Annotated in this window: 23 protein-coding genes; 11 read left to right on the top strand and 12 right to left on the bottom strand. The window is 50.8% G+C overall.

Translation table 11 applies throughout. The features are described 5' to 3' along the window. Positions 1-40: 40 nt before the first annotated feature. Both JOD24_RS03850 and JOD24_RS03855 read right to left on the bottom strand, forming a co-directional pair. On the bottom strand, positions 41-940 hold the full coding sequence (locus JOD24_RS03850) for a fructosamine kinase family protein (protein WP_380163589.1): 900 nt from the start codon (positions 938-940) through the stop codon (positions 41-43). Beyond that, complete coding sequence (locus JOD24_RS03855; RefSeq protein WP_380163591.1) at positions 940-1,404, bottom strand: low molecular weight protein-tyrosine-phosphatase; 465 nt, start codon at positions 1,402-1,404, stop codon at positions 940-942. Before JOD24_RS03855 ends, JOD24_RS03850 begins: the two co-directional genes overlap by 1 nt. A 298-nt stretch (positions 1,405-1,702) precedes the next feature. Between JOD24_RS03855 and JOD24_RS03860 the strand changes: the two genes are divergently transcribed. The 6 genes from JOD24_RS03860 to ilvE all read left to right on the top strand — a co-directional run bounded on the left by JOD24_RS03860 (position 1,703) and on the right by ilvE (position 7,515). Next, complete coding sequence (locus JOD24_RS03860) at positions 1,703-2,152, top strand: ACT domain-containing protein (protein ID WP_380163593.1); 450 nt, start codon at positions 1,703-1,705, stop codon at positions 2,150-2,152. 19 nt (positions 2,153-2,171) lie between these two features. Continuing rightward, a complete protein-coding gene (locus JOD24_RS03865) occupies positions 2,172-3,473 on the top strand; it encodes a homoserine dehydrogenase (RefSeq protein WP_380163595.1) in 1,302 nt (433 codons plus the stop codon). Continuing rightward, the gene (gene thrC, locus JOD24_RS03870; protein WP_380163597.1) at positions 3,470-4,531 is read left to right on the top strand and encodes a threonine synthase; all 1,062 of its coding nucleotides are present in this window, start codon (positions 3,470-3,472) and stop codon (positions 4,529-4,531) included. The genes JOD24_RS03865 and thrC overlap by 4 nt, the downstream gene beginning before the upstream one ends. Positions 4,532-4,533: 2 nt before the next feature. Next, positions 4,534-5,454: a homoserine kinase gene (thrB, locus tag JOD24_RS03875; protein WP_429246376.1), complete on the top strand. Its 921-nt coding sequence runs from the start codon at positions 4,534-4,536 to the stop codon at positions 5,452-5,454. Between the two features lie 34 nt (positions 5,455-5,488). Continuing rightward, positions 5,489-6,382, top strand: coding sequence for a prephenate dehydratase (gene pheA, locus JOD24_RS03880; RefSeq protein ID WP_380163601.1), 894 nt, complete (start codon positions 5,489-5,491; stop codon positions 6,380-6,382). 224 nt (positions 6,383-6,606) lie between these two features. Continuing rightward, positions 6,607-7,515 carry a branched-chain-amino-acid transaminase gene (ilvE, locus tag JOD24_RS03885; RefSeq protein ID WP_429246377.1) on the top strand — a complete coding sequence of 303 codons (909 nt, stop codon included), beginning with the start codon at positions 6,607-6,609 and terminating at the stop codon, positions 7,513-7,515. A 110-nt stretch (positions 7,516-7,625) separates the two neighbouring features. On the opposite strand, the gene map is transcribed toward ilvE, so the two are convergent. The 7 genes from map to JOD24_RS03920 all read right to left on the bottom strand — a co-directional run bounded on the left by map (position 7,626) and on the right by JOD24_RS03920 (position 14,215). Continuing rightward, the gene (map, locus tag JOD24_RS03890) at positions 7,626-8,375 is read right to left on the bottom strand and encodes a type I methionyl aminopeptidase (protein ID WP_380163605.1); all 750 of its coding nucleotides are present in this window, start codon (positions 8,373-8,375) and stop codon (positions 7,626-7,628) included. 335 nt (positions 8,376-8,710) lie between these two features. Further along, the gene (locus tag JOD24_RS03895; protein WP_380163607.1) at positions 8,711-8,920 is read right to left on the bottom strand and encodes a YbdD/YjiX family protein; all 210 of its coding nucleotides are present in this window, start codon (positions 8,918-8,920) and stop codon (positions 8,711-8,713) included. Next, positions 8,917-10,989, bottom strand: a complete 2,073-nt coding sequence (locus JOD24_RS03900) for a carbon starvation CstA family protein (RefSeq protein ID WP_380163609.1) — start codon at positions 10,987-10,989, stop codon at positions 8,917-8,919. The genes JOD24_RS03895 and JOD24_RS03900 overlap by 4 nt, the downstream gene beginning before the upstream one ends. A 158-nt stretch (positions 10,990-11,147) precedes the next feature. Beyond that, entirely contained in the window at positions 11,148-11,801 is a 654-nt protein-coding gene (locus tag JOD24_RS03905; RefSeq protein WP_380163611.1) for an amino acid ABC transporter permease, read from the bottom strand. A gap of 18 nt (positions 11,802-11,819) precedes the next feature. Beyond that, complete coding sequence (locus JOD24_RS03910; protein ID WP_380163613.1) at positions 11,820-12,476, bottom strand: amino acid ABC transporter permease; 657 nt, start codon at positions 12,474-12,476, stop codon at positions 11,820-11,822. A gap of 87 nt (positions 12,477-12,563) precedes the next feature. Continuing rightward, on the bottom strand, positions 12,564-13,412 hold the full coding sequence (locus tag JOD24_RS03915; RefSeq protein ID WP_429246378.1) for a transporter substrate-binding domain-containing protein: 849 nt from the start codon (positions 13,410-13,412) through the stop codon (positions 12,564-12,566). Between the two features lie 14 nt (positions 13,413-13,426). Continuing rightward, a complete protein-coding gene (locus JOD24_RS03920) occupies positions 13,427-14,215 on the bottom strand; it encodes an amino acid ABC transporter ATP-binding protein (RefSeq protein WP_380163775.1) in 789 nt (262 codons plus the stop codon). A gap of 770 nt (positions 14,216-14,985) precedes the next feature. Here JOD24_RS03920 and bcaP point away from each other — a divergent pair. The 5 genes from bcaP (at position 14,986) to JOD24_RS03945 (ending at position 21,535) form a co-directional block, all read left to right on the top strand. Continuing rightward, complete coding sequence (gene bcaP / locus JOD24_RS03925; RefSeq protein WP_380163617.1) at positions 14,986-16,425, top strand: branched-chain amino acid transporter BcaP; 1,440 nt, start codon at positions 14,986-14,988, stop codon at positions 16,423-16,425. A gap of 169 nt (positions 16,426-16,594) precedes the next feature. Next, positions 16,595-16,840, top strand: coding sequence for a hypothetical protein (locus JOD24_RS03930; RefSeq protein ID WP_380163619.1), 246 nt, complete (start codon positions 16,595-16,597; stop codon positions 16,838-16,840). Positions 16,841-17,128: 288 nt separating this feature from the next. Then, positions 17,129-17,731, top strand: coding sequence for an undecaprenyl phosphate transporter UptA (uptA, locus tag JOD24_RS03935; protein WP_380163621.1), 603 nt, complete (start codon positions 17,129-17,131; stop codon positions 17,729-17,731). 834 nt (positions 17,732-18,565) lie between these two features. After that, a complete protein-coding gene (locus tag JOD24_RS03940; protein ID WP_429246398.1) occupies positions 18,566-19,870 on the top strand; it encodes an amino acid permease in 1,305 nt (434 codons plus the stop codon). A gap of 381 nt (positions 19,871-20,251) precedes the next feature. Continuing rightward, a complete protein-coding gene (locus JOD24_RS03945) occupies positions 20,252-21,535 on the top strand; it encodes an MFS transporter (RefSeq protein WP_380163625.1) in 1,284 nt (427 codons plus the stop codon). A gap of 92 nt (positions 21,536-21,627) precedes the next feature. Here JOD24_RS03945 and JOD24_RS03950 read toward each other — a convergent pair whose 3' ends face one another. The 3 genes from JOD24_RS03950 to JOD24_RS03960 are packed head-to-tail and all read right to left on the bottom strand — an operon-like array spanning position 21,628 to position 24,344. Beyond that, complete coding sequence (locus JOD24_RS03950) at positions 21,628-22,611, bottom strand: ABC transporter permease (RefSeq protein ID WP_380163777.1); 984 nt, start codon at positions 22,609-22,611, stop codon at positions 21,628-21,630. Position 22,612: 1 nt separating this feature from the next. Next, positions 22,613-23,542, bottom strand: coding sequence for an ABC transporter ATP-binding protein (locus JOD24_RS03955; protein WP_429246379.1), 930 nt, complete (start codon positions 23,540-23,542; stop codon positions 22,613-22,615). Further along, positions 23,532-24,344 carry a GDSL-type esterase/lipase family protein gene (locus tag JOD24_RS03960; RefSeq protein ID WP_380163629.1) on the bottom strand — a complete coding sequence of 271 codons (813 nt, stop codon included), beginning with the start codon at positions 24,342-24,344 and terminating at the stop codon, positions 23,532-23,534. Before JOD24_RS03960 ends, JOD24_RS03955 begins: the two co-directional genes overlap by 11 nt. Between the last annotated feature and the right edge of the window lie 179 nt (positions 24,345-24,523).

Genomic DNA, 24,523 nt, shown 5'->3' on the forward strand with positions numbered 1-24,523 from the left:
AACCCACACCGCCCCCGGTAACAGGGAGACGGTGTGGGTTTTATCCTACATACTCTTCGAGAATTCGGTCCACTGCAGAGCCATAGGCTTCCCCAAAAAGGTTGAGGTGGACGAGGAGGTAGTAGAGTTGGTAGAGAGGTTTTCGGTCTCGATATTCGCTTTCCAAAGGATAGGCTTCCCTGTAGGACTGATAAAAGCGGTCCGAAAAGCCGCCGAAAAGTTCGGTAAAGGCCAAGTCCACTTCCCGATGCCCATAATAGATCGCCGGGTCGATTAGACAAGGAGTTCCACCAGGGCCAACCATCCAATTGCCTCCCCACAGGTCGCCGTGGAGAAGGGAGGGCGAGATGTGAGAGTCCTCCAGCCAGTGGTCCAGTCGATCCAGCAACCGGGTGCACAGGCGGTTCCGACGGGAAGGAAGTCGCCCGTCTCTGCTGGCGATCTCGATTTGGGGAAGTAGGCGGCAGTCCCGGTAGAAGTGGACCCACTTTTCTCGCCGCTGATTGGACTGGGGCAGGCGACCGATGAAGTTATCCTGTTCCAGGCCGAAGGCGGTGGAGGATTGTTGGTGGAGCTCTGCCATGCCCTGACCTAGGGCTTCCGCGATTCTATGATCAGACCGAGATGGACCTGGCTCAATCCATTCCATCAAGATCCAACCCGTCCCTGGTTTCTCCGGCCCTTTGTGTGCGATGACTTTCGGGATTCCCAGGGACTGACTGTTTCGGGCCAGGGTTTCCAATCCATCCCGCTCGGCGGTGAAGAAACCGGCGGGAGCTTTGGTGTGGAGTTTAAAAAAATAACGACCCGCCGGGGTTGCCAGCTGGAAGGACTGATTGATCTCTCCGCCGGAGACAGGAAGAGATCGCTGCAGAGGACCGGGATCCCCGTAGGTGTGTAGTGCAGCTTCCACCGCGGATTGCAGGGGGGAAGTAAGCATCAGAGCTCTTCTTTCTCTCGGAGGGTCTGGATGATCTCTCGGCAACCCGCTTCCACCAAGCGATAGGTTTCTTCGAAATTTCCGGTGAAATAGGGATCGGGGATTTCTTTGTATGCTGTGCCGGGGATAAAGTCGACAAACCGATGGATGTCCACTTCCCTGTCTACCATATTCTTTACATCCTGATAGTTGCTGTTGTCCATGGTGATCACGTAGTCAAAGTCGATGAGGTCTTTCTCCACAATCTGTCGGGCTTTGATACCCTTGTCGGAGATCCCGCGGTCCGCAAGGAGGGAGCGGGTTCCCTGATGGGGAGGTTTGCCGGCGTGCCAATTGCCGGTGCCAGCTGAATCCACCTGTACCTTCTTGTCCAGTCCTTGCTCACGAAGTTGGTGACGCAGCACCGCTTCAGCCATCGGAGAGCGACAGATGTTGCCCAAGCAGACGAACAGAACGGATACCAAAGTGAGAGCACTCCTTTTTCATCCGGAATCTAACATCAACCCTATCTTAACACAGCCGCTGGGTATTGTGATTACATTTGGAAGCAGGGTGAAAAGGTTGGTGGAAGGACGGTGGGCTTTCCCATGAAGCCTATTTGGTCTCCTCCGAACTGGGGTGCCACCATGAGTTTCCCCATCCCGATCCACCCGATCATGAAAGCGCTTCAAAAATATTAACAAAATAAAGGTTGAAAAACAGGAAGCCCCCTTCTATAATGTCCGTTATATAAAAACAATTGTCTCCTATAGGAGGACGGAAATGAATCCAAAGGATGAGACTTACTATCTGATCCGTTCCGACATGTTGCCAGAGGCGATTCAGAAGACAGTGAAAGCCAAAGCGATGCTCGCCTCGGGAGAGGTACAGACGGTACAGGATGCAGTGGATGGAGTGGGAATGAGCCGCAGTTCTTTTTACAAATACAAGGATGGGGTGTACCCCTTCAATGCTTTGATGAAAGAGAAAATCGTCACGGTCTCTCTGACATTGGAGCACCGTGCGGGGATGTTGTCCGGCATTTTGGCCTATCTGGCCACGAACAGAGCAAATGTGTTGACGATTCACCAGACGATTCCCCTGCAGGGAATCGCAGGGGTAACCCTATCTCTCGACACGGCTCAAGTACAAATTCATTTGACAGATTTAATCAACGGGATGAAAGAGATGGACGGTGTGGTTCGAGCAGAACTCGTAGGTCGAGGAGAATAGATCAGAGGGAGTGGAGAAGATGGAGCAAGAACCGATACGCGTAGGTCTGATGGGTCTTGGCACCGTGGGCTCCGGGGTGGTTCGCCTAGTGAAAAATCATCAGGAGGATCTGTGGCAACAGACGGGTCGCGGGATATCCATCGAGAGGATTCTGGTGAGAGACAAGGGAAAGGAGCGATCCGTTCAGGTGGATTCGGGCTTGCTGACGGAACGGCCGGAGGAGATTCTCCAAGACAAAGGGATCGATCTGGTAGTGGAGGTGATGGGGGGAATCGAACCTGCGTACACCTGTATCCGGGAGGCTTTGGAAGAGGGAAAACACGTGGTTACCGCCAACAAGGATCTGATGGCCCTGCATGGAGCGGAGCTGTTGTCCATTGCTGGGGACAAGGGGTGCGACCTCTTTTACGAAGCCAGTGTGGCTGGAGGAATTCCCGTTCTGCGGGCTTTGACAGAAGGGCTCTCTGCGGATCGGATTTCGACGATCATGGGGATCGTCAACGGGACCACCAACTATATCCTGACGGAGATGGCCCGGAAAGGCACGCCCTTTGCCGATGCTCTCGCCAAGGCTCAGGATCAAGGTTACGCTGAATCCGATCCCACTGCTGATGTGGAAGGGTTGGATGCGGCACGAAAGATGGCGATTCTGGCTTATCTGGGCTTTCATACCCACCTTGCCTTAGATGAAATACCGGTACAGGGGATCCGAGATGTGACTACAGAGGATATTCAGTTTGCTGATCAGTTAGGTTATGTGCTCAAGTTGATCGGGATCGCCAAGCGGAATGAGGGGAAGATGGAGGTGAGTGTGCAACCGGCACTGTTGTCTGGAGAACACCCTTTGGCATCCGTGGATGGGGTGTTCAATGCGGTCTACATCCATGGTGAAGCGGTGGGAGAGACGATGTTTTACGGTCCGGGAGCCGGGGAAATGCCCACTGCCACCGCCGTGGTCTCTGACCTGGTGACGGTGGTGAAACATATGGAACTGGGGGTCAACGGCCGGGGAATGGTGGCCCCTTATTGTGAAAAACGTTGGAAAAGTCCCCGAGAGATTTTCTCCAAACATTTTCTCCGCCTTCGTTTGGCAGATGAGGCAGGCGTAATGGCTGGACTGACAAGTGTTTTTGCCGAGGCGGCGGTCAGCTTGGAAAAGGTGCTACAGGTGCCGATCAGCCAGGGTGGAGAAGCAGAGATCGTTCTAATCACGCACACAGCTAGTCAGCATCAGTTGGAGACGATCCTTCGCCGATTGGATGAGATGCCGGCAGTGCGCCAGCTGATGAGCCACTATCGCGTGGAAGGAGGAAATGGATGATGAACCCGGGTTTGATCCAACGATATCGCCGCTTTTTGCCGATCACTGATGAAACTCCTTCTTTGACCCTCTATGAGGGGAACACCCCTTTAATACCAGCCCGTTGCTTGTCGGAGGAGTGGGGGATCGATCTCCGCTTTAAAGTGGAGGGTTTCAATCCCACCGGTTCCTTCAAGGATCGGGGAATGGTAGTCGCCATCGCCAAGGCAGCGGAAGCCGGGAGCCAAGCAGTCATCTGTGCCTCCACCGGGAACACATCGGCTTCGGCGGCAGCCTATGCCGCCCGCATGGGTCTTCGGTGCATTGTGGTCATCCCTGACGGTTACGTCGCGCTGGGGAAACTGTCCCAGGCAGTGATGTACGGGGCGGAAGTGTTGGCGGTGCAGGGTAACTTTGATCAGGCGCTGGAGATTGTCCGGGAGATTGCTGATCACCATCCTGTCACCCTGGTCAATTCCGTCAATCCAAACCGGATTGAGGGGCAGAAGACAGGAGCTTTTGAGATTTGTGACCAATGGGGAGAGGCTCCGGATATATTGGCGATTCCTGTGGGCAACGCTGGCAATATCAGCGCTTACTGGAAAGGATTTCGGGAGTACCGGGTGGCGGGCCGCAGTGGAAAACTGCCGCGGATGTGTGGGTTTGAAGCGGCAGGAGCAGCAGCTATTGTGCGGGGAGAACGGGTGGAACAGCCGGAGACGGTGGCCACTGCGATCCGGATTGGCAATCCAGCCAGCTGGCAGACTGCGGTGATGGCGGCTGAACAGTCTGGCGGCCAAATCGATAGTGTCACCGATGGGGAGATCCTGGAGGCTTACCGGGAGTTGGCGCAAAAGGAAGGGGTTTTTGCCGAACCCGCCTCGGCGGCGTCCTTGGCAGGGGTGAAAAAACTGCGCCAGGCCGGGGTGATTTCTGAGGGGGACCGAGTAGCTTGCATTCTCACGGGGAATGGTCTCAAAGATCCGACAACGGCTATGGAGGCAGTTGCAGTGAAACCCCGAGTGCTTCCCTGTGACCGGAAAGCGGTGGTGGAAGAGGTGACAGGAAGGGAGGGCTAAAGATGGATCCATTTCTATCCTTTGAAGTGACGGTTCCCGGTAGCAGTGCCAACCTGGGTTCCGGTTTTGATTCTATCGGGATGGCGGTGAATCGTTTTCTCCACCTCCGTTTTTCTCCGGCGGAAGAGTGGACTGTCACCGCTGAAGACGAGTCATTCCGAGAGGTGATGCAAAAAGGGGATAACCTGATCCTTGAGGTGATGAAAGAGGTGTTTCAAGCAGTGGATCAGCAGTTGCCTCCTTTTCGGTTGGAAGTAGAATCCGAGATTCCCTTGATGCGGGGATTGGGAAGCAGTGCTGCTGCCATAGTAGGTGGATTGATGGCGGCAAATCATCTATTGGGTGATCCATTCAGTGTTCAGGAGTTGTTTCGGCGGGCGGTTCACCGGGAAGGGCACCCTGACAACGTGGGTCCGTCGTTGTTCGGCGGAGTGGTGGTCGCCTCCTGGGATGGAGAGAAAGTTCATGCTGTCCCGGCGCCGCTTCCCCCCTTCTCCGTGATTGCAGTCATTCCGGAATTGCCCCTGGCCACCTCCCGTTCCCGAAAAGCTTTGCCTGCTCAACTGCGCTTTGATGAAGCGGTTCTGGGGAGCAGCCGGGCCAATTTGCTGACGGCGGCTTTATTTTCCGGGGATTGGGATGCCTTCGGGATCGGTTTGAGGGACCGGTTTCATCAACCTTTTCGGAGTGCCCTGGTTCCGGGATTGAATCGGGTATTGCAAGAATCCGTCCTCCATGGTGCCCTGGGTGCGGCTTTGAGCGGGGCGGGTCCCACGATGGCTGTGTTCACCTTTGATCCGAAGTCGGTCCGTCAGTTTGTGGAGAAGGTCTTCCAGGAGGAGGGGATTCCGGTTCAGGTATTGACCCTGTCCCCCCAGGCTGAAGGGGCTGTCATCCGGTTGACAGAGGGGATGAGATCATAGTAGAGTGTTGGGAAACATTAAAGGAGAGAGCTTTATGAAACATCCGGTGGCCTATCTCGGACCGCGAGGGACTTTCACCCATGAAGCGGTTCGGAGGTTATTTCCAGAGACGGACTACCAACATACACCTTGCGACTCCATCCCGGATGTTTTGCTCGCTGTCGACCGGGGGGAGTTTGCCCACGGGGTGGTACCTATGGAGAACGCCATTGAGGGATCGGTTAATCTGACACTGGATTGGCTGGTGCATCATGTGGACGTGACTCTGACCGCTGAATTGATCCATCCGATCAATCAGAATCTGATGACCCATCCGGATCATGCCCAATGGCCTTTGTCCCGCTTTACGCGGGTATTGTCCCATCCCCAAGCGGTGGCACAGTGCCGTTCCCATCTGCGGGAACTTTTGCCTGGAGCTACTATCAGCTATGTGGATAGCACCGCTGAGGCTTCCCGCCAGGTGGCAGGCCATCCCGAGGAGGCCTGGGTGGCTATCGGTCCACAAAGCTCTGGCCTCTTGTATGGCTTGACGATTTTGGAATCGGGCATTCAGGATTATCCCAACAATTTTACCCGGTTTATCTCCGTGGGTCGGCCTTGGACACATCGGACCCGGGCCATTGTCGGATGGAAAACGACGCTTCTGATTACCTTGCCCTCGGACTTTCCCGGTGCTCTTCATCGAGTGTTGACCTCTTTTTCCGATTGTGAGATTAACCTATCCCGGATTGAGTCCCGCCCTACCAAGAAAAAACTAGGAACCTATTATTTTTTCATCGATGCGGAGGCAGGATTGGACCATCCGGGAATAGCGAAGGCTATCGCAGATGTGGAGCATTGGGGCTGTCAGGTGCGTCAACTGGGCTCCTACCCTTGCTACACTTTCGATAAAATTGGTGATCCCCTTCCAGTTGACAACGGTCGGTGATGAGCCTATAATCATCGTTAAATTCAGTTTTTGGCATCATATCAGAAGGATACCTAGGGTTCCGCTTCGCTGGCGTTGTGAAGGCCTGGTCCAAGCGGTATCAACACCTGACTTCGGTGTACACCGTGGGGAGAAAAGCCCCTTGCGGCAGGTTCTGATCTCAATTCAACCTGTCGTGAGGGGTTTTTGTTGTATCTAATATTTTATTTTCGGGGGTGGCATCCATGGAAGAGCGTTGGGTGTATATGAATGGCGATTTTGTAAAAAAAGAGGAGGCTAAGGTCTCCATTTTCGACCATGGGTTTCTCTACGGTGATGGGGTATTTGAGGGGATCCGGGTCTACAAGGGAAATGTGTTTCGGCTAGGGGAGCATCTGGAGCGCCTGTACGAATCGGCCCGTTCTATCCTGCTCGACATCCCTGATGGAATAGAGCAGATGGAGAAAGCGGTACTGGATACCGTGAGAAAAAACGGGCTGACCGATGCGTATATTCGGTTAGTGGTCTCTCGGGGAAAAGGGGAACTCTCTCTCGATCCTGACAAGTGTTCTGATCCCCAGGTCATCATCATTGCCGATCAAGTCAAATTATTTCCTCAGGAACAGTATGATCATGGGGTGAAGATCATCACCGTCCCGACCCGGCGCAATGTGCCAGATGCACTGAATCCGAAGGTCAAATCTCTCAATTATCTAAATAACATCCTGGTGAAAATTGAAGCCAACCAGGCTGGTGTGGGAGAGGCCATGATGCTGAACAGCGACGGTTATGTGGCGGAAGGGTCCGGAGACAATATCTTTATCGTCAAGCGGGGTATCCTCTACACGCCCCCGGGATATGTGGGGGCTCTGGACGGAATCACCCGCCGCGCCATTATGGACCTGTGTGATCGTCTCGGATATGTGGTGAAGGAGCAACCCTTCACCCGACATGATGTTTATGTAGCAGATGAGGTATTCCTCACGGGGACCGCCGCCGAAGTGATCGCTGTCGTCCAGGTGGACGGCCGCCCGATCGGGGAAGGGAAGCCGGGACCGATTACCCAACATCTGCTGGCAGAGTTCCGCAAGTTGGTCACGGTCGAAGGGTCCAAAGTCTATCCGGAATCTACTGAGAAAGCGACAACCAGTTAAGGTAAAGTAGATAAAGGTGGAGTCATTGAAAAGCCCATGGAATCTAGCTGGTTCCATGGGCTTTTCATGTTGGGTGCTGTAAGATTCCCCAAAGGGGGATGTTGTGGTATTTATAGGAGTTTCGTCAAAATGACCGGACCCTCGTCGGTGATGGCTACGGTATGTTCATATTGAACGCAGATGGAGCCGTCGACGGTACGGGCCGTCCAGCCGTCTGAGTCCACCTGTGCGCGCCAGTTGCCCAGAGTGAGCATCGGTTCGATGGCAAGAACCATGCCCGCTTTCATCTGAGGACCCATACCAGGTAGGCCGAAATGGGGGACCTGGGGTTCTTCCCAGAGCTCGCGACCGACACCATGCCCGCAAAACTCCCGAACGACACCGTAGCCCAGGGGTTCTGCAAAGGACTGGATGGCGTGGCCAATCTCTCCGACTTTTTGGCCAGACCGGGCCTGTTCAATGCCGAGGAAGAGTGATTTCTCGCCATCCTCCATCAGTTGGCGGATGTCTGGGGCGACGTTACCCACAGCATAGGTCCAGGCAGAGTCTCCATGATAACCTTGATAGTGGGCGCCGATGTCGATGGTGACCACATCTCCTTCCTTCAGAGGCTGGGAGCGGGGAAAACCGTGGCAAATCTCATCATTGAGAGCGACACAGATTGAAGCGGGAAAGCCATGATGTCCCTTGAAACTGGGGGTGGCCCCGCTTTTTCGGATATGTTGCTCTACCAAGCTATCCAGCTCTTGAGTGTTCACTCCGGGGCGGATCGCTTGGTTCAGCAAGGCGTGACATTCAGCAACGATGGAGCCGGCTTTGCGCATGATTTTCAGTTCATCCGAAGATTTTGTACGGATCATGCTGGACACCACCTGATAAAGATTGCCGTCGGCGCAGAGTGGTTGGGGTGCGATCCACCGCAAGCACCGCCGGAAAGTACTTGATGTCAGGTGTGGATGAGCTGGTTTTGATGTAGAAGGCCAAGGGATCGCTGCTACTTCGTCTGACTTCGTTCCCGTAAACCCTATATGCGATAGAAAGGAAGCGAGGGTTTCCTTTGGCTTACAGAATCCATTTGTTAAGTTTCTCAACCACGCTGACTTAATGTGATCCTATGCAGATCGGAAGGGATTGTCAATTGATGACCTAAAGAAAGGTTGGCCGTCCGAAGACAGCCAACCTGTTGGGTAAGAATTCAACAACAGCGGCGGATCGTTCCTCCACCGTATTTTTCATCAGTAGCTTGCTTGTGGAATTCCTTTTCCGTCAGTGGAGTTTCGCCGGGGTGATTGCGGTGGAAGTACTCCAGGTAACGTGCATAGTCAGGAACTCCGGCAATGGCATTCAGATAGTTGGCCACCGCTTTGAAGGATTTGGTACAGGTTTGCAGAATCCTGTGGCTCATCCTTTGATACTCCCTCCTTCCCAGGGGATGTAGGGGGATTCGGACAGCGGAAGGGACTCTCGCTTCACCAGCTTTTTGTACCAGATCCGGCCGGCATCTAGGATGATCACGATCACCATCACCATGAAGATACCGGTAAGGGCCGCATCGAGCTGGTTGTTAAATACGATCCGACTCATCTCTTCCAAGGATTGGGCAGGGTGAAGCACCTCGCCGCTAGCCGCCGCTGCTTGATATTTGTTGGCAGCGGCGAGAAAGCCGATCTGGGGATCAGAATGGAACAGTTTCTGCCAACCAGCGGTCATGGTGACAATGGTCAACCAGGTAGTGGGAATCAGGGTGACCCATGCATAAATGGCCTTGCCCATTTTGATCAGAATCGTGGTTCCGACGACCAAGGCGATGACCGCCAGCATTTGGTTGGCAATCCCGAACAAAGGCCATAACGTGTTGATTCCGCCTAGGGGATCGATCACTCCCTGATAGAGGAAATACCCCCACCCGGCAACCACAACAGCACTGGTGATGACATTGGCCGGATACCATTCGGTATCTCCCCATTTTTTGGAGAATTGACCGAGGAGATCTTGTAGCATGAAGCGTCCCACCCGAGTACCCGCGTCAATCGTGGTCAAGATGAAGACGGCTTCAAACAGGATGGCGAAGTGATACCAGAAGGCCATCAGGGCTTTGCCGCCGAAGATGTTGGAGAAAATTTGCGCCATGCCCACGGCGAGAGTTGGGGCCCCGCCGGTGCGAGAGAGGATACTCTGCTCTCCGATGTCCTTGGCCAGGCCCGACAATTGTTCCGGTGAGACGACGAACCCCCAGGAGGAGATGGTTTGGGCGGCAGCGGAAACATCTGCACCGATGGCGGCAGCAGGACTGTTCATGGCAAAATAAACGCCCGGAGTCAGCACGCAGGCGGCGATCAAGGCCATGATCGCGACGAAGGATTCTGTCAGCATGCCCCCATATCCAATAAAACGAGCTTGGCTCTCCCTGGAGATCATTTTGGGAGTGGTTCCTGAGGAGACCAGGGCATGAAATCCGGAGATGGAACCGCAAGCGATAGTGATAAAGACAAAGGGAAACAGATTTCCGGTGAAGACCGGACCCGTTCCATCGATAAACCGGGTTATGGAGGGCATTTTCAGTTCAGGCATCACAAGCAGAATCCCCAGGGCAAGGCCGAATATGACCCCGATTTTGAGAAAGGTGCTCAGATAATCCCGGGGTGCGAGCAAGAGCCAGACTGGGATGACAGAGGCGATGAAGCCGTAAATGATCATCATCCAGGCGATGGTGGTCCCTTCAAAAGTAAACAGGGTGGACAGGGAGGGATGCTCTGCCACATACTGACCGGCCCACAGGGAGAGCATCAGCAATACGAAACCGATGAGGGAGGTTTCCAGCACCCGGCCTGGGCGGATGAAGCGCATGTAGATCCCCATAAACAGGGCGATCGGGATGGTCATCGCCAGTGTGAACATCCCCCAGGGACTGTTGGCAAGGGCTTGAACCACGACCAAGGCCAATACTGCCAGCAGAATGATCATGATTCCCAGAATGGCGAAGAGGGCGACGAAGCCACCGACGGGGCCGATCTCTTCTCTGGTGATCTCTCCGAGGGATTTGCCGTTTCTGCGCATGGAACCGAACAGGATGATGAAGTCCTGTACCGCACCCCCCAGCACCACCCCGACAATAATCCACAGGGTGCCCGGCAGATACCCCATCTGAGCGGCTAAAATCGGTCCGACTAGGGGGCCTGCACCGGCGATGGCGGCAAAATGGTGACCAAACAGAACCCACTTGTTGGTGGGAACGTAATCTTTACCGTCGTTATTTACTTCTGCAGGTGTTTTTCGCTGGTCATCCAATTCAAATACCTTCCGAGCTAAGAACCGACTGTAAAAACGATAGGCGACTGCATAAGTACAGATCGCTGCCACCAGAAGCCAGACGGCGTTGATCGACTCGCCGCGGGAAAGGGCGAGGATGCCGAAGGCGGCGGCCCCTGCGGCGGATACGGCGGCCCAGACGAGATAGGAGATCCACTTTTTCAACGATCAGTCCCTCCAATCCATCGATCAAATAATATATTATTTTGTGATTTCGATTATATCTGATTAGACTGTACAATCACAACTTGTATTCTAAAAGCTGCTGACGAGGAAAAGTCAGCAGCAATCATCTCGTTTATGTGAAGGTGTGGGAGAAAAAATCAACCGACCAGTTTTTTCTCCAAACGGCGGCTCGCCCGGGATAAACTGTAATTGACAATGAAGTACAGAAGAGCGACCAGGATCAAGATGGGAATCGTGGCATTGTAGTGTTTGTTGTATATGATCTGCGCATTGTGTGTCATCTCGGGTAAACTGATCACCACCGCCAGGGAGGTATCCTTGATCAAACTGATAAATTGGCTGACCAAGGGAGGAATTGTCCGTTTCAGACCCAAGGGGAGCACGATGTGGCGAAGGGTTTGCATATATGTGAAACCTTGGGAACGGGATGCCTCCACCAGCCCTTTGTCCACTGAATTTAGGCCACTGCGGACGATCTCGGCCAGCAGTGCGGAGGTGAACAGAGTCATGCTGACGATGACTGAAAAAGTGACAGGTAGTTTCAATCCCCACTCTCTTAACCCGAAGTATCCGAAAAAGATGATCAACAGCAAAGGAAGATTTCGGACGATCTCAATGTATGCCGTTGCCAGGTGGGATAACACCGGAACACGTGTGTATCGGCAGACGCCGAGCAAAATTCCGAAGATGAAACTGAACAGAATGGCGACCAGGGCCACTTGGAGAGTCACCAGGAAACCCTCCAGCAAAAAGGAAAGGCTGGTAGAAGAAAAAGTATTCTCTAAATCCATGATATTCCCTCCCTTCGATTAAGCGGTTTGTGCCATACGTTGCTCAAGCCAGTTGACTCCGTAACTGAGAGGCAAGGTGATCACCAGATAGAGTAGGGCTACAAAAATATAGGTCAGGTTGATCTGGAATGTCTGGGAGCTGATAATGTCCGCTGCATACATCAGGTCACCCCCTGCAATGATCGCCAGCACGGAAGAATTTTTTACGAGATTGACGAACTGATTTCCCAAGGGCGGAATGACCAGTTTAAAAGCCTGGGGGAGGATCACGAATCGCATAGCCTGAAAATAAGTCATGCCCGAAGAACGGGAGGCTTCCATCTGGCCAGCTGGGACAGATTGAATTCCCGCCCGGATCGCCTCAGCGATGAAGGCCCCGGTGTAGATGGACAATCCAATGGCTCCTGCGGTGAATTCCGAGATGTTGATTCCGATGGAAGGAAGCCCCATAGCAAAGAAGAAGACCTGGATGACCAGTGGGGTGTTGCGGAAAAATTCCACATAGACTGTTCCGATCCATTCCAGCAGCCGGACCCTCGACAAACGAATGATAGCGATCACAGTGCCGATGACCAAGCTCAGAGCCAGGGCGAGGAGGCTGGCGGACAAAGTGGTGAGAAAACCATCGATGAAGTCTTGCTTGTACGTTGCCAAAGAGGAAATATCAAAGCTCATAGGTACACCTCTTTTCCTGTGACGTTAGGCACGGAGAATGGAGCGGGGAGATGGCGGCATGGCATCCATCTCCCCGTTCCCAGTTCCTTATTTTTTCAGCACTTTATTCTCTGCTTCTTTGGGGATGTTTTTGGGAGGATCTTTTTTGAACCATTTTTTGTAGAGCTTATCGTAAGTGCCATCTTTCTGGATGTCATCCAAGAATTTGTTCACATAGTCGGTCATTTCTTTATTGCCCTTTGCCAATCCAAAACCGTAGGGTTCTTGGGTGAAATGGCCACCCACTATTTTGACTTGGTCCGGTGCTTGCTGTTCCATGCCCATCAGAATACTGTCATCAGTCGTCACGACATCTCCCTTGCCGCTTTTAAGGGCGGTGAAAGCGTCGGCATAGTTTTCATATTCTTTCATTTTAATACCGGGTTCCAAGTTCTTTATGTTTTGCACGCTGGTGGACCCCTTCGCGCCCATCACCACTTTTCCTTTGAGGTCCTCTACCCCTTTGATACCACTGTCGGATTTCACCAATAAGGATTGGCCTGCCATGAAATAAACGTGGGAGAAGTCGATTTCCTTCTTCCGCTTCTCTGAGATGGTCATGGTGGCGGCCAGAATATCCACGTCTCCGTTATTCAGTAGGGGAATACGGGTTTTGGAGGTGACTTCTTTCAATTCCAGTTTCTTCTCATCGCCCAACATCCGTTTGGCCAGTTCTTTCATCAGATCGATGTCAAAGCCTTTGACTTGGCCGTCTGCCGGATCCTTAAATCCAAATAGATTGGTATCGTATTTAACCCCAGCCACCAATTTGTCCCGCTTTTTGATAGCATCTACGGAACTGGTCTCGGCGGCATCGTTGGTATTACAGGCAGTCAAACTGAATGCCATTATAGGAACGATTGCAAGCGAGAGCCACCTTTTCATATTCATGAACATCCCTCTTTTCCTTGTCAATGTTTCAGTACGCGACTGAGAAACCTCTGTGTACGTTCCTCCTTCGGTTGGTTGAAGAATTCGTCGGGAGGGGATTGTTCCAGAATCTTCCCCTCATCCATGAAGATGACTCGATCCGCCACTTCCCGGGCGAATCCCATCTCGTGGGTGACCACAACCATGGTCATGCCTTCTTGGGCCAGGTCCCGCATCACGTCGAGCACTTCGCCGATCATCTCGGGATCCAGTGCGGAGGTGGGTTCGTCAAACAACATAATCTTCGGCTTCATGGCGAGCCCGCGTGCGATGGCGACCCGCTGTTGCTGACCGCCGGAGAGTTGGGAGGGATAAGCATTTGCTTTCTCGGGGATTCCCACTTTCTCCAGATAGCGGCGAGCCAGTTGATCTGCTTCATCCGGGTTCATCTTGCGTACTTTCAGGGGCGCGAGTGTAATATTTTCCAATGCAGTTTTGTGGGGATAAAGATTGAAATGTTGGAATACCATCCCGATTTCCTGGCGAAGCTTGTTGACATCGGCTTTAGCATCTGAGACTGTGGTGCCATCCACTACCAATTCGCCATCAGTGATCGACTCCAGTTTGTTAATGCAACGGAGCAGGGTACTTTTTCCCGAACCGCTGGGTCCCAGAATGACCACCACTTCACCGGAAGCGATTTCCAAATTAATCTCTTTCAATACCTGAAAGTCCCCAAAAAACTTGTTGACTTGAGTAAATTGTATGATATCAGATCCCCCCTCAGTCCCATTATAAAGTAAATACAAAACACTAATTTTATACTGAATAGATTATACTATTCGACAAAAACAATATAACCGCTCTCATTCAATTGTGTCAATATGTAATAGCTTTTGAATTCTGTCAAGATGGTATTGAGTGAATATAGGAGACGAGACAGGTGTGTTGATTAGCCATATTTTAGGGAATAAGGTTGAGATGGTGGGACGGTGAAGAGAGCCCTTGCGTTGCAAGAGATCGTAGCCGTCCCACCCTCCCCGTCCCCTCAACCTATGATGGGGGGCAATGGGAAGAGCGAAAGGGTCGTTTCGTTCCCATCATCCATTTTATGGTTCTCAACAACCCTGGAGACGAGAATAAATTAACTTGGATTAGAGGAAATCAGGCGTGTTGATTAGCCATATTTTGGGTGGGGAGATCATGTTCACCCACGCGACCGTTGCCATCCGGCAAGGAAGTGAAAACTGGCCGCTCCAAATCTTCCGATCGGGCAGGGGCAAAGCCTTACGGAAGCAACACAGGGAAGAGGTTGCCCCTAAACGCCCTCCCTCCAGATTCTCCACTGGGTAGGATGGCTACCTTCATCTAGAGCTTCAGCTCCTTTGGATTGTAGTGCCCATGGTACAAAGGTCGCTTTGGCAGCACACGACTCCCTTCCGCTGCCCATTTTCTGGTTAATCAACAGCCCTGAGAGGAAATATATTCAAATGATTTAGGGATTGACTCCATAGGCTTATTTGGTTACAATCGTCTGAGAATTAAGCGGGATTTAATTACCCAATAGTCAAAAAAGTCAGATTTTTGCGGAGGGATGTTGATGGCGGAACCTGTGCAACAAATGCCTGGAAAGGCCAATACAGGACTGTTACGCAAGAAGAGTATCGCTGATTTGATCAACAGTACGAAGAAAGGGAGGGCGTTGAATAAAGAACTGGGCAGTTGGGACCTGGCCATGTTGGGGATCGGGGCTATTATTGGGACGGGGATTTTTGTCCTGACAGGGCTCGGTGCTTTAAAAGCTGGCCCGGGAGTCTCGTTGTCCTTCTTATTGGCGGGCTTGGCCTGCGCCTTCGCAGCTTTCTCCTATGCAGAATTTGCCTCTTCCGTTCCGGTCTCAGGATCGGTTTATACTTACAGTTACGCCACCTTGGGTGAATTTTTTGCCTGGATTATCGGCTGGGATCTGATATTGGAATATTTATTGGCTGTTAGCTCGGTATCCGCAGGATGGTCTGGCTATTTTAAATCTTTTCTGAGCGGTTTCGGAATAGACCTACCCGTGTCCTTGACGGCGGCACCTGGGGCTGTTTCAGGGGTTACGACCTATTTCAATCTGCCTGCTTTCTTAATTGTCATGATTCTCACCGGATTGCTTGCCTTGGGGGTGAAGGAGTCCAAAAGAGTTAACAACATTATGGTGATTATCAAAGTGGCCGTTGTGCTACTTATCATTTTGGTGGGAGCCTTTTATGTAAAACCGGCCAACTGGAGTCCCTTCCTCCCCTTCGGGGCTGTCGGGGTTTCACAGGCAGCGGCACTGCTGTTCTTTGCTTTCATAGGATTTGATGCTGTGGCATCGGCTGCGGAAGAGACCCGCAATCCCAGTAAGGATTTGCCTAAAGGGATTTTGTTATCTCTAGGAATTTGCGCTCTCTTGTATCTCGGGGTTTCCCTTGTCCTCACGGGAGTTCTCCCCTTCGGAGATTTCAAGGGCCATGAAGACAGCCCCGTCGCCTATGCCATGAGTATGACCGGTCACAATTGGGTGGTAGGGGTCATCAATGTGGGCGCTATCCTCGGGATGACGACGGTGATGCTGGTGATGCTCTACGGTCAGTCGCGGGTGATATTTGCGATGTCCCGTGATGGATTGATGCCCAAATTTTTCTCCCGTGTTCATGAAAAATTTCGGACACCTTTTGCTTCTACCTGGCTGATCGGTTTGGTGGCTGGTTTGGTGGGAGCTTTGGTACCTCTCGATGAGTTGGCGGAATTGGTGAATATGGGTACACTTGCCGCTTTTATCATGATTTCCATCGCTGTCGTCGTGTTGAGGAAAACCCGCCCGGATCTGGAACGGAAATTCCGCTGTCCAGGGGTTCCCTTTGTCCCCGCCTTGGCCGTTCTCTTCTGTGGTTATCTGATGTTCCAACTCCCCGGACAAACATGGCTTCGTTTCCTGATCTGGTTGATTGTCGGTTTCGTCCTTTACTTTGCCTATGCGAGAAGGAATTCCAACATGAATCAGAGCGAGTAATCAGTTTCCAATGCCGACCTTCCCGTCACGGGAGGGTTGTTTTTTTATGGTTACTTTCGCGTATAGAGTGTGTCTGTTCACACTGCCTAACCCGCGGCAATGGGTGGGCAGACATGTCTGGTAAGGGTTTGAGAAACGATTCCCCTCGATCCACCATAGGATGGAGCAGATGAAAGCTAGGGGGCGGAAAAAAACTTTGCGATTGAAATTGGATGTATCGACAAAAGAATGGCAAGCAGCGGTGGATTGTCTAAAACGACGGGTCGATGAGCTGAGGATGAAGGTGAGGGAAGGGGACCGCAAAGGGCGTGGTGTGGAAGGCTATTTTCGGGAACTTTCTCTTTTGGAAGTGGTATTGCTTCAAATTCAGAGGCTGAATGACTCCGATTCCAAGCAAGAAGTGGACAAAAAATAGTCCCATTTGGTTTTGGGTATCGATGGTAGAATAGAAAAGAGAGATGGAATGAAAAAAACGGTTTGATACCGGCTCATCTGAGTTGGTCTAAATTCGGAGGATCAGGTCGTATCCTCGGTAAATCTCGGCGTGAGCTGAAGCGTGTACTGTTTCCGGTTTGCGAGAGAAAGAGGGGAATAAGGGAACTAAACAAAATGAGAAATTAATTCTATTGCATTATGGAGGTGATGGAAGAAATAAAGTATGCTGGGACATATAACAGGCCGATCAGGAGGTTGGAGTCTGGAGATGCAAGAATTTGTGCGAGTAATTTTGGAGTCGCTAGAGGACTTGGGCTATTTTGGAGTCGCGTTAGGTTTGATGATCGAAGTGATCCCCAGTGAAATTGTTTTGGCTTATGGTGGGTACCTTGTAAGCCTGGGGAAAATTAATATGGTTGGTGCAGTGATTGCAGGTACGATTGGTGGTACACTGGCGCAACTTTTTCTTTACCTGATGGGCTATTACGGAGGGCGTCCTGTTTTAGAGAAATACGGCAAGTTCTTGCTCATCAAGAAAAGTCACTTGGATGTTGCCGAGCGATGGTTCCAGCGTTACGGAACCGGTGTGATTTTCGGGGCCCGCTTTATCCCTGTTGTCCGTCATGCGATCTCCATTCCCGCAGGAATCGCCAAGATGTCCATTAGAAAGTTTTTATTTTATACCACTTTAGCTATCATTCCCTGGTCTATTTTTTTTATCTATTTGGGAATTCAACTTGGGGAGAACTATGAAGATATAAAAGAAGTCGCTTCCCCTTACCTTCAACCCTTGGGCTGGAGCTTTGCTCTTCTCATTGGCGGCTATATCATGATCCTTTGGGTGAAAAAGAGAAAAGCGGTTAACAACTAGTGATCACTGATCTAGTTTTTCAGCCAGGCGGAGCAGAAGGTTGGAGGCGCTCCATCTTTCTTGCAGAGCGCAAGGGGGAAGCAAATCCTCGTCCTCTTCGTTGAGGAGGGGAGATCGGGATGGGAGCGCCATTCCGACGCCAAAGTTCTTGCGATCTAAAGACGTTACCAACCCTTCCTGAAGACCAACTTCTGAGGTAGTTCTGATCCATTCGCAGTTGGGGTCGGGGATGGGGATCATTCACAACAACGTCTTCCTTAAACACTAAAAAAACCAAACACGCCCAAAACTGGGTGTGTTTTTTTATATTGATAATCAGAATTTAAATGATTCCTGGTAGAAATTGTAGGAATTAATAAAATTTTAGACTGTTCAGGTGGTGGGAATTGTGATACTCTTTTAGTAGCCATTTTTTCCTTAGGGGCAATGTGCGGCGACGGAAGGAAGGCTTTATACTTTTTTACTTAGAATGGCAGGTCGGTTTAAGAGGATACCCCCTAGAAATGTCGTGAAAAACCGTTCACAGGAAGGTTAGGGTTTCCCATGGAGTGACTTGGGATCAGAACAACGGAAAACGATAGTGAACCAATCATCCCGACCGTCTAAGAGATATAAGGTAAATCACAACGCGATTCTAGTTTTTTTAAAAGCAAGCTACCCAAATCTTTCTGCGATTTCCCCCTACGTATGAAAGTTAGCTTGTGACTAAGAATTGGGGTGAGTTTATGGCGAATTTTTTAAGAACTAAATCTATTGAGCACTATTGAGCAAGCCAATCGGATCACTGAAGTGGATCGTTTCAAACTTAAGCGGGAACTTGGACCTTGGCAATTGATGCTGTATGTACTGGGAGCCACGATTGGGGCAGGAATTTTTGTTTTACCGGGCACGACTGCTGCGTTGCATGCAGGACCAGGAGTGATCGTTTCATTCCTGATTGGTGGAATTGTGACTATTGCCGTCGGACTGGCTTATGTAGAATTTGCCTCTATGGTTCCTGTTGCTGGAAGCGCTTATACCTACTCATATATTGCGCTGGGAGAATTTATTGCTTGGATCATCGGCTGGGATCTACTTTTGGAATTCACGGTGATTTCAAGTACTGTCGCAGTTGGATGGAGTGGCTATGTAGACTCCTTTCTGCAATCCGTCGGCATTCATTTGCCGGAGGTTTTAACGAAAGATATGGCTCATGGCGGAATTGTAAATTTGCCGGCAGTTGCGGGTTGGCTGATTGTCGCTTGGATTGCAATGAGTGGAATTAAAAATGTGGGTCGATCCAACACATTATTTACGATCGCTAAGGTTGCAGCCATCATACTATTTTTGCTCATCGGTGCTTTTCACGTGGATCCTGTAAATTGGACACCCTTTACACCTTTTGGATGGACAGGAGTTATGGCAGGGGCTGCATTGGTATTTTTTGCATTTACAGGATTTGATGGTGTGACAACTGTGTTAGAAGAAGTAAAAAATCCACAAAAAACCATACCGATCGCTTTAATTGGTGGGTTGAGTGTACTCACACTTCTCTATGCACTTGTCGCATTCATGTTGACAGGGATCTTACCTTACTCTAAATTGGATGTTCCGGATCCCACTGTATTTGCACTTCAATCTGTCGGGATTCAATGGGGCGGCGCGATCATTGCAGTGGCGGTGATCTTCGGATTGCTGGCTACGATGATAGCGAATACAACCAGTGCAACTCGTGTTTTATTTGCTATGAGTCGGGATGGACTTCTTCCAGAGCGGATTGCCCTGACGAATAAAAAAACAGGTGTTCCGATCTTATCGATTGTGATTGTGACGGTGACAGGTATTCTTTTGTCGGGATTCTTGTCAATTGGAGAGCTAGCGGAATTTGCTAATATTGGGGGCTTAACCGCTTTTGCTTTGACAACCGTCAGTGTCATCGTTCTTCGCTATACCAAACCGGATGAACCCCGAGCATTTAAAGTGCCCGCGTTATGGCTTGTTGGGATCGTAGGGATCGGAGGATGTCTGGCATTGATCTTTAGCCTCCCGCTGTTTACTATTCTACGATTCTTCATTTGGTTATTGATCGGCTTGGTTATTTATTTGGTTTATGGTTACAAGCATGCCAAAATTGGTTCTGAAAAAGAGAATACAAGATAAACCTATCGTTGCAAATCATGTCGGATTCCGCGCGGCCAAAAGGCCGCGCTGTTTTTTTTGAGGGGTATCTGAGAATCTCAGATGGATGGAGAATACCTGCCTCGCCGTGTTCCCTTCGCTCCAGGTTTCACCGTCGTAACAGATCCTTATCCGTTTTCGGTTAATCTAATAATTTTGGGCCGTGTTTTTTTGTAGAGGGTTACAAGTAAAGCTAGGCAAATAAAGTAATTTCATTCTTTTTACAGATGCTGTCTGCTTAAAGAATATTGAATCCAGGAAATTTTTTCGAATCCACCACTTTCCATCTCTTGATTTTGGTGTTACAATTTGCAAAATAGGTGGATTTGAAAATTTGAATATGTCTGTAAAGGGGAAAGTGTAGTGACTGAAAAGTCGAAACCTCCATACCGAAGGAACGTGGGTGGTTGGATTCGGAGTAAGGCGGCGAAGGTGCGTGACAGATACCATTCGATCGTCTGGATTCACTTTTGGCTTACGATGTCCAGTTGTATCACGGGGTTTATGCTGTATCCTTATTTGGTCGTCTATATGACCGAGCAGTTGGGAGCTTCTGCTGTAGCGGCGGCAGGAGCGATCAGCTTTCCGTCGTTTATCGCTATATTTTTCAAACTGTGGGCAGGCAACATCTCTGATCGGTTTGGACGGCGGCCGGTTCTGTTCATGGCTCCCATGTTCCAATTCATTGTGTTAATCGGAATGATTTTTGCCAATGAGGTGTGGCACTTTTATGTGCTATTAACACTGAACGGTTTGAGCTCAAACCTATACCTTCCTGCGAAGGATGCGCAGATGGCGGATATAGTTTCCGAAAAACAGAGAACGGAAGCTTATGCTTTGAACAATGTCGCGATTAATATTGGAGCGACTTTGGGTCCTCTGCTGGGGATTGCCGCCTACCACTTGAATCCCTCGTTGATCTTCTGTGCCGAGGCTGGGATTGCGTTGGTGACGGCGACGGTGGTTTATTTTAAAATTCCCGAGACGTTGCCCCAAGCGGAGCAGGATTCAACTGGACCAACCCAGAGGAAAGTTTTGCTGGGGATCGGAGCCCATTTTCCCTTGTATCTATTGATTTTATTTGCCGTTCCCGTCTATATGGTAGAAATGCAGATGAATTCGACTATGCCGTTGTACCTGAAAACCCAATTTGTCGAATACTTATTGGTTTATGGAACTCTGCGCACGGTGACAGGTATCCTGACCGCAGTGCTTCAGATGCCGGTTACTTTGTGGAGCCAACGGTGGCGGGGAGAACGGGTGGTGATGATTAGTTATTTCCTCTTGATCGCATACAGTTTCTTCTACGGGTTCATGCCCTATTTCTGGCTACTGGTGGTTGCCGAATTCTGCTGGACGATGACGGATATGTTACTGTTGCCCCGGTTGAAACAGATTGTCTCTATCATGGCGAATTCCCAGGTACGTGCCCGATATTTCTCACTCTTTGATATTAGTCTCAGTGTGGGCAAAATGACGGCGCCGGTCTTGGGAAGTGTGGTCTTGGTACAATATGGTGGAAAAATTCTGTTTGGCGGGTTGGGTGCCTTGCTCTTGCTGGCAGGGGTGGGGCAAGCCATCCTGGTATCGCGGGTGCTTTCCGCCGACAAACGAAAAAAAGAACAGACCCCTGAAGCGGCGGGTTGAAAGCGGCAAGGGGTGAAATATCTTCCGTCTGGACCTGAGCAATCTTTATCACAAAGGAAAAACCACCCCTGCAGATGGGGGTGGTTTCTTGTTCATGCCAGTACATCCCGTTTTACAAACACAGTGAAAGCCACTACCAGGGCGGTCAGGGACCAGATGCCAAGGACCGCCAGGGAGAAGGGGAGAGTCATTCCTTCGATCATGGTGGGCGTACCGGATAGATAGTCTGTCAGGCGAAGATTGGTGAAGGCCAGATATTTCAGGGCGGTCCAACTGGGTGCCGCCTGGGTAAGTAGATTTCCGGAGATGAGAGAGGCTAACATGATACCCATCCCAGTGGCGGTACTTCGTACGAGGACAGACACCATGAAGGAGAGGGTGGCCACTGCTGTACAAGTGAACCAAGCGAGTCCACACCCCATCAGGATGTACTGCCATTGTGGTACCAAATGAACCTGATCTGTGACCATTTCGCCATTTACCTCTTGGAATCCGGTGAAGACAGGTAATTCCCATCCTCCGTATCCGAAGACGATTCCCGACAGGAGAGTGCCGAGGACCGCTGTGGCGACCACGATCAAAGATACCAGCAGGAGAAGCGCTAGATACTTGGATAATAGGATACGCCATCGCTGGATCGGCCGAGTCAAAAGCAACTTGATCGTGCCGGCTGAATATTCGGAGCTGACGATGTCCGCCGCCATGACGACAACCAACAAGGGGAGGAACAAAGAGATGGATTCCTCGATGAATTTTCGTACGAAGGTAGGTGCTCCAGGGGACATCGGGTTAATGTCGCGGTCCAGATAGTATTGTTGTTGCTGGATGTTGAGGCGGACGAGTTTCTTCCATTCCTCAGGCATGCGACTGGAGGAAAGGCGATTTTGGTTGTCGACGATCTGTTGTTGCAGAATGGAGCGCCAATCTGAGGTCCCCATCTGTTGAACCGTAGTTTGAATAGTACGGTACTGGGCGAAGGTAAAGATGGGGATTAACACTGCAATAAGCAACAGGACGACCAGCACCCGTTTTTTCTTCACGGTTTTCAATAGCTCGTTATAGATCAGGCCGATCAAGTTACGCAATGGAATCCCCCTCTGTCATCTGAAGGAAGATATCCTCCAGTGTGGGATGTTTGCGGTGGATAGTCAGCACCCTCACTCCCGCGTGCAATAGTTTCTGGTTGGCATCATGGATCTGATCCTCCGGCATGCGGGTGAAGACGTGACCCTCCTCCCGACTTTCGAGGACCGTGACACCCGGGAGGGATTCCAACACTTGAACCCCCTGATCCAGAGGGGAAAGCTCCCATTCCACCGGAGGATCTCCTTCCAAGAGCTGGTCGACGGGGCCGGATTGGATGATTCGTCCTTTGTTGATGATAGCCACGCGGTCACACAGCAGTTGCACTTCGTGCAGAATATGGCTGGAGATCAGGATGCTAATCCCTTCTTCGCGGGCCAGTTGTCTGATGAAACGGCGCATTTCGCGGATGCCGGAGGGGTCCAGTCCATTAGTAGGTTCATCCAGGATCAGTAGTTTGGGTTTTCCCAGAAGGGCTTGGGCAATGCCGAGTCGTTGCCGCATGCCCAGGGAATAAGTGTTCACTTTGTCGTCGATCCGTTGCTCCAGCTCCACCAGCCGGGCCACTTCTCCGATCCGTTCCGGTATGATCTCGTCATTCATTCGACCGAAGATCTCCAGGTTTTCCCGTCCGGTCAAATAAGGATACATCTCCGGGTTTTCCACGATGCAACCGACATGTCGGAGGGCTTGTAAGGGCTCTTTTCGCAGGTCGTAGCCGCCGATTTGTACTGTTCCTCGAGTGGGGCGAATCAATCCGACCAGCATCCGGATGGTAGTGGTTTTTCCGGCCCCGTTCGGTCCGAGGAAACCGTAGATTTCACCAGGTCTCACATCGAAGGTGAGGTCTGTGACGATCTCCTGTCCACCGATTCGTTTGCTTACATTCTCCACAAGCAAGATTTTTTCCTCATCAGCGGGCATCGGTTGACACCTCTTTCTCCTCTTCTTCCATCGCTTGCAACAGACGATCGGTCATTCTTGCATAGCCTTTTTGATTGGGATGGAAGTGATCACTGTATAGGTAGGCCCGTGGGTTCAGTTGAAAGAGATCGAAAACAGGGATCACCACGACCTGGTCAAATTTTTCTGCAGTTTCTGTGAGGGTTCGGTTCCATTCGCCTACGATTCGATTGCTGGTTTCTTTTTGACCCAGATCACCGAAGGGATTGTAGAGCCCAAACAGGAACACTGGGGTCTTTGGATTTTTCCGGCGGATGGTGGACAGAGTGGATTCAAGGTTTTTTTGATACCTTTTTCGCGCCTTTTCCGATTGCTTCCAATCGATGGTCTCCGTTTGTCCACTGTTTTGGAATAGATCATTTCCGCCGATGGTCAAGGTAATCCAACGGGCTTCTCCCAACAGATGGCGAACCCGGGATTGCTGGATTTGATCTTTCAATTGGTCTGAGGTCTGCCCCTTCACAGCCAGATTGACTGCACTGATCTGGCTGTGTTCCTTGCGGAGATGTTCTTTGACCCGACCAGCGTATCCTTGTCCATCCGGATCACCGGTTCCTCGAGTGAGGGAATCCCCCAGGGTGAGTAGAAGTGCTGTTTCGGAGTCGTTACCTTTCGCTTGCTGGGGTTCCTTGTCAGAAAACCCTTCTGACGGAGAATCGAGTATATCTGTGACAGCCCATCCAAAACCGGCAATCAGAAAGAGCAAAGAGAACAATAAAAACAGACTGAATGCGATCCATACAGGGTTTCCTTTGATCCTCATAGTCCGCTCCTTTAAGTCATATGATCGAAGATAGATGACAAAGTGGTAAAGGAAGACGGCCGCAGAAAGTCCGACAAAATCTATCTTACCACAGGAGAGATTTTAGCTCCTCCATCTTTCATATATCTTTTCCAGGGACAAATGGGTGCAAACAGCTCATGGGCGCATATATATAGAAC

This window comes from Kroppenstedtia sanguinis, assembly GCF_050433445.1.
GTDB classification, from domain to species: domain Bacteria; phylum Bacillota; class Bacilli; order Thermoactinomycetales; family DSM-45169; genus Kroppenstedtia; species Kroppenstedtia sanguinis.

What these genes read in the sequence shown, in the direction of transcription:
- JOD24_RS03960 (WP_380163629.1), bottom strand. Translation starts at nt 24,344, where the DNA reads ATGAGGATCAAAGGAAACCCTGTATGGATCGCATTCAGTCTGTTTTTA.
- uptA (WP_380163621.1), top strand. Translation starts at nt 17,129, where the DNA reads ATGCAAGAATTTGTGCGAGTAATTTTGGAGTCGCTAGAGGACTTGGGC.
- JOD24_RS03915 (WP_429246378.1), bottom strand. Translation starts at nt 13,412, where the DNA reads ATGTTCATGAATATGAAAAGGTGGCTCTCGCTTGCAATCGTTCCTATA.
- JOD24_RS03895 (WP_380163607.1), bottom strand. Translation starts at nt 8,920, where the DNA reads ATGAGCCACAGGATTCTGCAAACCTGTACCAAATCCTTCAAAGCGGTG.
- JOD24_RS03930 (WP_380163619.1), top strand. Translation starts at nt 16,595, where the DNA reads ATGAAAGCTAGGGGGCGGAAAAAAACTTTGCGATTGAAATTGGATGTA.
- JOD24_RS03850 (WP_380163589.1), bottom strand. Translation starts at nt 940, where the DNA reads ATGCTTACTTCCCCCCTGCAATCCGCGGTGGAAGCTGCACTACACACC.
- thrB (WP_429246376.1), top strand. Translation starts at nt 4,534, where the DNA reads ATGGATCCATTTCTATCCTTTGAAGTGACGGTTCCCGGTAGCAGTGCC.
- JOD24_RS03955 (WP_429246379.1), bottom strand. Translation starts at nt 23,542, where the DNA reads ATGCCCGCTGATGAGGAAAAAATCTTGCTTGTGGAGAATGTAAGCAAA.
- thrC (WP_380163597.1), top strand. Translation starts at nt 3,470, where the DNA reads ATGATGAACCCGGGTTTGATCCAACGATATCGCCGCTTTTTGCCGATC.
- pheA (WP_380163601.1), top strand. Translation starts at nt 5,489, where the DNA reads ATGAAACATCCGGTGGCCTATCTCGGACCGCGAGGGACTTTCACCCAT.
- bcaP (WP_380163617.1), top strand. Translation starts at nt 14,986, where the DNA reads ATGGCGGAACCTGTGCAACAAATGCCTGGAAAGGCCAATACAGGACTG.
- JOD24_RS03860 (WP_380163593.1), top strand. Translation starts at nt 1,703, where the DNA reads ATGAATCCAAAGGATGAGACTTACTATCTGATCCGTTCCGACATGTTG.
- map (WP_380163605.1), bottom strand. Translation starts at nt 8,375, where the DNA reads ATGATCCGTACAAAATCTTCGGATGAACTGAAAATCATGCGCAAAGCC.
- JOD24_RS03910 (WP_380163613.1), bottom strand. Translation starts at nt 12,476, where the DNA reads ATGAGCTTTGATATTTCCTCTTTGGCAACGTACAAGCAAGACTTCATC.
- JOD24_RS03940 (WP_429246398.1), top strand. Translation starts at nt 18,566, where the DNA reads ATGCTGTATGTACTGGGAGCCACGATTGGGGCAGGAATTTTTGTTTTA.
- JOD24_RS03905 (WP_380163611.1), bottom strand. Translation starts at nt 11,801, where the DNA reads ATGGATTTAGAGAATACTTTTTCTTCTACCAGCCTTTCCTTTTTGCTG.
- ilvE (WP_429246377.1), top strand. Translation starts at nt 6,607, where the DNA reads ATGGAAGAGCGTTGGGTGTATATGAATGGCGATTTTGTAAAAAAAGAG.
- JOD24_RS03865 (WP_380163595.1), top strand. Translation starts at nt 2,172, where the DNA reads ATGGAGCAAGAACCGATACGCGTAGGTCTGATGGGTCTTGGCACCGTG.